The 7,814-nt window shown below is 55.7% G+C and carries 8 protein-coding genes and 1 riboswitch; of the genes, 3 read left to right on the plus strand and 5 right to left on the minus strand.

Features of this window, described 5'->3' with window-relative positions; genetic code table 11:
- The 3 genes from F591_RS32175 to F591_RS0126250 form a co-directional block, all read left to right on the plus strand.
- The coding region (locus tag F591_RS32175; RefSeq protein ID WP_026326605.1) for a hypothetical protein at nucleotides 1-284 on the plus strand (284 nt) is incomplete at its 5' end.
- A gap of 147 nt (nucleotides 285-431) precedes the next feature.
- A complete protein-coding gene (locus F591_RS29190) occupies nucleotides 432-965 on the plus strand; it encodes an RNA polymerase sigma factor (protein ID WP_281166733.1) in 534 nt (177 codons plus the stop codon).
- Between the two features lie 2 nt (nucleotides 966-967).
- Nucleotides 968-1,756 (plus strand): DUF4367 domain-containing protein, encoded by a 789-nt coding sequence (locus tag F591_RS0126250; protein ID WP_019537526.1) that lies wholly within the window; start codon nucleotides 968-970, stop codon nucleotides 1,754-1,756.
- A 1,010-nt stretch (nucleotides 1,757-2,766) separates the two neighbouring features.
- Here F591_RS0126250 and F591_RS0126260 read toward each other — a convergent pair.
- The 5 genes from F591_RS0126260 to F591_RS0126280 form a co-directional block, all read right to left on the minus strand.
- The gene (locus F591_RS0126260; RefSeq protein ID WP_019537528.1) at nucleotides 2,767-3,276 is read right to left on the minus strand and encodes a hypothetical protein; all 510 of its coding nucleotides are present in this window, start codon (nucleotides 3,274-3,276) and stop codon (nucleotides 2,767-2,769) included.
- A 569-nt stretch (nucleotides 3,277-3,845) separates the two neighbouring features.
- Nucleotides 3,846-5,096, minus strand: coding sequence for a serine hydroxymethyltransferase (locus F591_RS0126265; protein WP_019537529.1), 1,251 nt, complete (start codon nucleotides 5,094-5,096; stop codon nucleotides 3,846-3,848).
- A 44-nt stretch (nucleotides 5,097-5,140) separates the two neighbouring features.
- On the minus strand, nucleotides 5,141-5,764 hold the full coding sequence (locus F591_RS0126270) for a TIGR01440 family protein (protein ID WP_019537530.1): 624 nt from the start codon (nucleotides 5,762-5,764) through the stop codon (nucleotides 5,141-5,143).
- A 26-nt stretch (nucleotides 5,765-5,790) separates the two neighbouring features.
- Nucleotides 5,791-6,249, minus strand: a complete 459-nt coding sequence (rpiB, locus tag F591_RS0126275; RefSeq protein WP_019537531.1) for a ribose 5-phosphate isomerase B — start codon at nucleotides 6,247-6,249, stop codon at nucleotides 5,791-5,793.
- A 97-nt stretch (nucleotides 6,250-6,346) separates the two neighbouring features.
- Nucleotides 6,347-6,427: riboswitch (ZMP/ZTP riboswitch) on the minus strand.
- Between the two features lie 48 nt (nucleotides 6,428-6,475).
- The gene (locus tag F591_RS0126280; RefSeq protein WP_019537532.1) at nucleotides 6,476-7,435 is read right to left on the minus strand and encodes a helix-turn-helix transcriptional regulator; all 960 of its coding nucleotides are present in this window, start codon (nucleotides 7,433-7,435) and stop codon (nucleotides 6,476-6,478) included.
- Nucleotides 7,436-7,814 lie beyond the last annotated feature (379 nt).

The following is a 7,814-nucleotide window of genomic DNA, read 5'->3' on the forward strand; positions in this document are numbered from 1 at the left end:
CCGCTGAAACCTTGCTGGCTGTAGCGCTTTTTGAACTGAACAAAGAAAAAACGAGTGCTGATGAAGGCTACACCCACGGCGAAATGGTTCGCGGCCTCTTCCACACTCGTTGTCAGGTTCGCGTGAAAAACCACAAAGGCATTCCGCGAATCTCTATTGATTGTGACACACAAGTGCAGCAATTTGCAAGACTTATTGAACTATTTTGGCCGGAACATTATTTGATGCTTCTTTGGGATGTGCCAAAACCGAAAATTTACCAAGTATTACCTCGAAGTGCATAGGTCATGTATAGTAGTGTCCATACCCAATATTTGATAAAATTGTAAGGCGAACTGCAAACCTGAAACAGAAAGAAGGGATCGACACTGTTCGCCGATCGGTTTGCCAAAAAAAGAGATCAAACGCCCTCGTCTGAGGAAGCATTCCGCATCCTGTTCGACATGTTTCATGAACGTGTGTTCAGATCGGCTTACTATATTACGAGGGACCGGCATTTGGCTCAGGATGTGCTGCAGGAGACTTTTGTCAAGGCATACAAGCATATGGACCGCGTCAAGGAAACCGAAAAGATCGGCGCCTGGCTGACGGTCATTGCGACCAATACCGCTATCGATCATATGCGCAAACGAAAAGTGTGGAACGGAATGCCGACCGAAGACGTTATATTAATGCAAGCATTGGAGCAGGACGAGGTGGCAAGCTCGGTGGAGCAGGAGGTCGAACGGGAGTTCGAGAAGGAGCAGCTTCGCCGTCAAATGGAATATTTAAAACCGGAGTATCGCCAAGTGCTGCTGCTTAAATATCATCAGGGCCTTCGCGACGACGAGTCGGCCGAGCTGCTCGGCGTGACGGTCGGGACCGTCAAATCCCGCGTTCACCGCGCCAAGCGTCAATTGAAGAAGCTGCTCATGTCAGTGGAGCGGGAGTCTTTGCGAAAGCCTGCGGTAAAGGAGGGAGAATAGCAATGAAACGGAGGGAATATTTTACCGATCGCACGCTGACGGATGCGGTGCGGGAGGACTGGGAAGCAACGCCGGCCCCGCCTGTACCGGCATCGGAAGCATGGGAACGGATCGCCCGCGAGCTGCAAAGCGTGAACGCCAAGAAAGCTTCAAGGCGCTTCGTGTGGAAGGGCCGGGGCATGAAGACGGCCGCGGCCGCGTTGTTAGTCGTGGCTTTATTCGCCGCGTTAGCCCCTTCCCAGAACGGACACGCCTTCGGGTGGATCACCAAATATTTTGCCAAAGTTCAGGGCTCGGTAACGAACTTGATGGTTTCCCGCGAAGACGCAGCCGGTTCTTCGTCCCAGGGACCGCCAAGCCTTCGCGTGGAGCAGCCTTCCGAAGCTGCCGGGCAGCAGCTCAGCCTGGCTGAAGCGGAGAAAATTACCGCTTTCCCGATTTTGCTTCCCAACTATATGCCGGAAGGTTTTGAACTCAGCTATGTCAATGTTCAACCGCAAGGCAGGCCAGGAAGCAGCGAATTGGAGCTCGTCTACAAAAACGGCAGCTCCACGATCCATCTGACGGAGATGGTCATCCACAATCAATACGGCGGAACGTTCAGCTTCGATAACGTGGACACCGAAATGAAAGACGTTCACATTCGCGGCGAGAAAGGAAACCTCCTGACATTTAAGGACGGGTCCAGCATGCTTATCTGGCGCCTGGGCGATTATCATCTCACCCTGAACAGCCGATTGCCGGAAAGCGATGCGGTGCGCATCGCCGAATCGGTCGAACGCTTGCCGTAAAAAGATAGCCAGCAATTGTTGTATTTTTTACAGGAAAAACGGGGGAATAACCCCTCTTTACGGGTCATTGTTGTAGAATGTGCAACATTTCGGGCGATGCTCCCGGGTTTGAAGCCCATCGCGCCCAGATTGTTGCACGAAATACAACATTCCCCTCCCTCTTGTACGAAAGTTGCGGAAAATGTTGCATTTTGTCAGGATTCGTCGCCACATGCGCTCGGGGAGGGCGCACGCTGACGCGAAGTTCGTGCGCTGGCGCGAGTTCGTGCGCTGATGCGAAGTTCGTGCGCTGATGCGAAGTTCGTGCGCTGGCGCAGAGTTCATGCGCTGATACGAGTTCGTGCGCTGATGCGAGTTCATGCGCTGATGCGAGTTCATGCGCTGATGCGAAGTTCGTGCGCTGATGCGAGTTCATGCGCTGATGCGAAGTTCGTGCGCTGACGTGAAGTTTGAACACGAACATGAGGTTCGACCATTAACATGAAGTTCGACCACTAACGTAGCGCGGGGTGCGATGTCCGCCGGCTGAGTATCCCCGTCGTCGTAAAGTATGGATTGGCACAATAAAACCTTGCCGAAGGCAATAACGCTTGTGACAAACGCTATTTTGCCGAATCGAGCGCTGTTAAAAATGTAACGAAACGAAGTAACGCTATTTTGTCCGAAACGCTGAATCCGGTAACCAAAAATGCGGAATAAGACTGCTCACCAGCGTTACAATGTCAAATCGGCCGTTTCGAGGAAAATAAGCTCCGTGGCAAGCGTTAGCCGGGCAACCTCCCATCGAACTCGAAGGCTAACGAAGCGAGCAATCGATTGCAGGCAGCTCGATCCGCCGGGTCACGAATGCCTTGGGCGATCCTTTGCCGCGATCTTTGCCGCAATCTTTGCCGCGAACCAGAAGCAGGGCCGCAGGCCGTGGCAGCCTTGCTTTCCGCAGCCAAACAAAATCGCCCCGCAAGCGGGGCGTCAAAGGGCGTAATCCGGGGTAGTGCGATATGCGATCATTGTCACTCTATATAGATATAATCTGTAAAGCTGACCTGCTGTTCCGTTTCAGCATTGGAAGTAGCCCGGTGTACGGCCTTCGTCCGATAATAATAACCGCTGCTTAACGTAATATCTACCGATCCGCTAACCTTGGAAGAAGAGGTCTTCGAAAATATGTGCGGGCCGGAAATGTCATCCCAGCGGCTCGCCCCTTCGTTCCAATATTGAAGATACAAGTGGACTTCGATGAGATTGACATCGTCATACGTGTCCGTCGATCCGGATAAGCGCACTTTCGTGCCCGATAACTGATTGATCGAGGACCTCCATACTTTTAAATACTCGGTACTCTGAACACCCAGCAGATTTTCGGCAATCTTCGAAGCACCTTCAGCTCCGACCGCCGGCACGCCTTCCTTCGGTGCCGGAGGACGGTCTTTCTCATCCGCCAAAGCAGAACCCGCGCCGAACGTGCAAGCAACCGCAAGCGCCACCAACATGCTGCCGAACCGTTTACTCCATGCGTTCATCGGATCATTCCCCTTTACAAAAAAGTTTCCTTGCAACTGATTTGACGCACCGAATCGCACGGCGGTTCCCATATTCGTCTATTTTTTAGAAAAATTTTATAAATATGGACCGATAAAGAACGCAGTTTCGCTTTGCCGAATTCAGCAGTACCCGCAGGCTGAACTTTCAACTCCAACAGGCGACGATCGATCGGCGGTGAAGAAAGCGCTGTCACAGGCGTTTATTTTGTTGAATCCGCACCTTTTTTAAAAAGTAACGCAACTGTGTAGCGCTATTTTGTCAGAAATGCTGAATCGGGTACCCCAAAATGCCAAATAAGGCTGCTCACTTGCGTTACAATTTCAAATCGACGGTTTCGAGGGAAATAAGCTCTGTGGCTAGCGTTAGCTTAAGGTCTGCCCGAGCCAGCCCCGTAAAACGTGAGCCCAAGGCTAGCAAAACGAGGCTTGCAACGCGAGGCAGCAACCGAGCAATCCCTTCCCGAAAGCTCGGTCTGTGGCCCGGAATTTTATAAATTTTTATACAAAAAAGGCTCCCCTGCGAGGAGCCAAGCAAACAAATCCGATTATCAATAGGTCAGTCCGGCGTACAGCGGGAACTGAGCCGTCAATTCTTTGACCAAGCCGCGCGCCTTCTCGTGAACGGACGCATCTTCGGGGTTTTTGAGCGTCATGGCGATGATTTGGGCGATCGTCTTCATCGCTTCCGCGTCCATTCCCCGGGACGTCGCTGCCGGCGTGCCGATGCGGATACCGCTTGTCACGAACGGGCTCGTCGGATCGAACGGAATCGCGTTCTTGTTGACCGTCACGCCAACCTCGTCGAGCAAATGCTCGGCCGCTTTGCCGGTAATGTTCAGGTTGCGCAGGTCAACCAGCATGAGATGGTTGTCCGTACCGCCGGATACCAGATTCAGCCCTTCCGCCATCAGCGCCTCGGACAACACCTTGGCGTTGTTCACCACGTTCTGCGCATAGGTTTTGAATTCCGGCTGCAGCGCTTCGCCGAACGATACCGCCTTGGCGGCGATGATATGCATCAGCGGACCGCCCTGGGTGCCCGGGAAGACAGCCTTATCGATCGCAGCCGCCCACGGCTTGCGGCACAAAATCATGCCGCCGCGCGGACCGCGGAGCGTCTTGTGCGTCGTCGTCGTAACGAAATGCGCGTGCGGCACCGGGTTCGGATGCAGGCCTGCCGCCACCAGACCGGCGATATGCGCCATATCGACCATGAACAGGGCGCCTACATCGTTTGCAATTTGGCCGAGCGCTTCGAAATCGATAATGCGCGGATACGCGCTCGCGCCGGCGACGATCAGCCGCGGCTTATGCTTGAAGGCGGCTTTGCGCACTTCGTCGTAGTCGATGCGGAAATCCGTATCGCTGACGCCGTAAGCGACGAAGTTATACAAGATGCCGGAAGCGTTCACCGGGCTGCCGTGGGTCAGATGACCGCCGTGCGCCAGGTTCATGCCGAGTACCGTATCGCCCGACTGCAGCGCAGCCAGGTAAACGGCCATGTTGGCTTGGGCGCCGGAATGCGGCTGCACATTGGCATGCTCAGCGCCGAACAGTTCCTTCGCGCGGTCGCGGGCAATATTTTCGACGATATCGACATGCTCGCAGCCGCCGTAATAGCGCCGGCCCGGGTAGCCTTCGGCGTACTTGTTGGTCAGCACCGTGCCCATCGCTTCCAGCACCGCTTGACTGACGAAGTTTTCCGACGCGATCAGCTCGATCTTGTCGCGCTGGCGTCCCAGCTCCAAATTCATTGCTTCCACGATCTTCGGATCGGCCTTGCGCAAATGTTCCGCCATAATTCCAGATTCCTCCTGAAAGTGATTGTCGTAATATACTTCCGTTAATCGCAGCGGCCCGTATCCGCTGTTTCCTCCACGGTATATACGGCCCTTGCCCCGCCGATCAGCTTCGGCCGCGTATATGCCATCTGCACGGTCGCCGCTCCGATCTGCCGATGCGTCGGCCGCACCGGCACGGCGACCCGTCTCAAGTGCATCCCGATCAGCGTACCGCCGATATCGATGCCGGCATGCGCCTGCACTTCCTCCACAACGACGGCATCGGGCAGATGCCTGAACGCCCAAGCAGCCATCGACCCGCCCGCCTTGGGGACGGGTACAACCGATACCGGCTCAAGGCCGTATCGCAGCATCGCCTCGCGCTCCATCACAAGCGCCCGGTTCAGATGTTCGCAGCATTGAAACACCGGATAAAAGCCGGCTTCGCTGCGAACCGCGGCAACCGCATCGTATATATGCCTCGCCACTTCAGCGCTGCCCGACGTGCCGATCCGTTCGCCGAGCACCTCGCTGGTGCTTGTCCCGACAACCAGCAGCTGCCCTGCCTGAACATTTCCTGCCTTCACCAGCTCGCGCAGCGACTGCTCCACCTGGCTTCGGACAAGCGCCAGATCGATTGGCAGCTTCGGCGCCCCGAAGCCTGCCGTCCCTTGCTGCCCGCTCATGCTTGACCCGCCTCCACGGCTTCCCCTTAAGGATGAAGCCCGAATTTGTCTTCAAGCGCCTTGACTTTGCCGACACGGTTCTTGTGGCGTTCACCCTGGGAGAACTCCGTCTCCAGCCAAATTTTCACGATTTCCTGGGCAACGCCAGGGCCGATCACCCTTTCGCCCATCGCCAGCACGTTTGAATCGTTGTGCTCGCGAGTCGCCTTGGCCGAGAACAAATCGTGAACGAGCGCACAGCGAATGCCCGGAACCTTGTTGGCGGCGATCGTCATTCCGATGCCGGTCCCGCAGATCAGTATACCTTTGTCCGCTTCGCCGGCAACGACCTTCTCGCATACAGCGAGCGCATAATCGGGATAATCGACAGAATCGGCGCAGTGGCAGCCGTAGTCTTCCACCTGATGTCCCAACGATTCAATGAAGCTTTTCAACTCGTCCTTCAAGCGAAATCCTGCGTGGTCCGCAGCCATAGCTATTTTCATACTCATGTTCGCCTCCTTGCATAATTAAGTTCATTATAACCTAATGTTCGGGGAAAAACGAAAAAAAGAGCACGGCTCATCCTATAGATGAACACTGCTCTTTCGCCCAGGCGACCGGCCGTATATCCCGATGCTCCATTGTGGTCGATTCCACTCGTCGCCAGTTACATCGGGTTCAAGTATCGTTAAACTCATCATATCCGATTCTGCGGCACGTGTAAAGCCCTTATCTTGCCCCTGAACGGTATATCGCGGCGATCGCCTCGGCCGCTTCGCCAATGCGGCGCCGGAGCTCCTCGGGCTCGACGACCTCGACCGCCGCTCCCCAGCTCAAAAGCCGTTCGCAGGCCGTCTCCAGCGTCTGAAAATCGACCCGGGCCAGCAGCTTGCCGCCCGGCTCCTCCTGCACCTCGTCCGTCTGCACATAGCGGGCTTGTTTCAGCCGCGGCAGCAGCTTGGCATCCAAACGGATCAACGCCGGATATTTCGGCAGCTCCGCCTTGAACCGTTCGGTCGAGCTCTCCCAATATTTCGCCAGATCGAAATCGGCCGGGCGCTCGAATGTCTCGTCGATCACGGAAGCTTCCGCGATTCGCGACACCCGAAAGGTCCGCGGCTCCCCGTCCGACAGGCCGACCAAATACCAGATCGTCGCCTTGCACACAAGGCCGAGCGGCTCCACGGTCCGCTCCGTCCATTGCCCGCCGCGCGGATAACGAAAACGCAGCTTAAGATCTTCCCATACCGCCTCCTGAACAAGGGGCAAATAAGGCACCGGCTCAAGCGGATTATGCCAACCGGCGCCATCCACATGGATGCGGCGGCGCACATCCTCGGCATCGCGGCGAAAGCCTGGAGGAAGCGAAGCCTGCAGCTTCAGCAGGGCCGACTCCAGCGCGCCGCTCATCCCCAAATCTTTCAGAACGCCTTCGGCATGCGCGAGCAGCAAGGTTCGCGCTTCTTCCTTATTCATCCCGGTCAGCGTCGTTCGGTAGCCTTCCGCCAGCAGCCACCCCCCTGCCGAGCCGCGTTCCGCATAGACCGGGACGCCGGCAGCGCTGAGCGCCTCCATATCGCGGAGAATGGTGCGCTCGGATACCTCCAATCGCTCGGCCAGTTCCCCGGTCGTCATTTTTCCCTTCAGCTGCAGCAGCAGCAAAATCGACAACAGCCGATCCGCCCTCATCTTGAAGCGCCTCCATCCGGTTCGATTCCGTCGGCCACGTCGGCTGGCGACAGCCGTACTTCGGTACGAATCCTGATACCATCATAAAATATATCAAATATATATGACAGAGGCTGTCGTAGTTGATGGCCTATACTGGACCATGAGTCTGGTGTCCGACAAACATGCCGTTGGCCGCAACGCAAGCAGAGAACTATGGCATGGACAGCTGTGCTGCGGACAAGGCTCATGAATGAACGATGACCATGACGACCGATGACGAAGGTCTCGCTCGTCATAGGCGTCTATCTTGAAAAATTGGACGGAACCCTCCGGCGAATTTTTCAACACCGAAGGTGACGACCGATGACGAAAGGAATCGCTCGTCATAGGCGTCTAT

Origin of the sequence: Paenibacillus ginsengihumi DSM 21568 (assembly GCF_000380965.1) — a bacterium.
Taxonomy (GTDB): Bacteria; Bacillota; Bacilli; order Paenibacillales; family NBRC-103111; genus Paenibacillus_G; species Paenibacillus_G ginsengihumi.